The 550-nt window shown below is 68.0% G+C and carries 1 rRNA gene; it reads right to left on the bottom strand.

The annotated features are described in order from the left end of the window. Positions 1-463: 463 nt before the first annotated feature. Positions 464-550: ribosomal RNA gene (rrf, locus tag ACFZB9_RS30350) — 5S ribosomal RNA — on the bottom strand; the annotation flags it as partial.

Below are 550 nucleotides of genomic sequence, written 5' to 3'. Positions count from 1 at the left end.
GAAACCACCGCGGTCACCAGTGGACGGACGGTCGTCACGGCGGAAGCCACCGCGGTCACCGCCACGGTCGCCACCGCGGTCACGGTCGCCGTACGACGGACGGTCATCGCGACGGGGGCCACCGCGGTCCTCGCGGCGCGGGCCACGGTCGTTCGACCAGCCGCCGCGCGAGCGGGACTCGTGGCCTCGGCCATCGTCCGATCGACGGTCGGGGCGGTCCTGGGGCGGGTTCGACATCGCGGTGACTCCTTCTACATCATCAGCTTCGCCGCAGGTCGGGCAGGGGGTGCACCCGACGCGGCACGATGCCGGCCGCTGGCCAGGCACCTTCTTCATTGTCAAGCATCAGCAGCAGGCTCGCGCTTGGGGGACAGCGAGCGGGCTGCGCGGGATCAAGTGGTTCGAGAAAAAGAAAAAGGCCGTGGCCCCAGCTCATCGCTGGGGCCACGGCCTTTGAATAATTGTTCGGCGGCGTCCTACTCTCCCACAGGGTCCCCCCTGCAGTACCATCGGCGCTATGAGGCTTAGCTTCCGGGTTCGGAATGTAACC

It is taken from the genome of Kitasatospora sp. NPDC008050, from assembly GCF_042957465.1.
Taxonomy (GTDB): Bacteria; Actinomycetota; Actinomycetes; order Streptomycetales; family Streptomycetaceae; genus Kitasatospora.
This window is presented reverse-complemented; position numbering and strand designations above follow the sequence as displayed.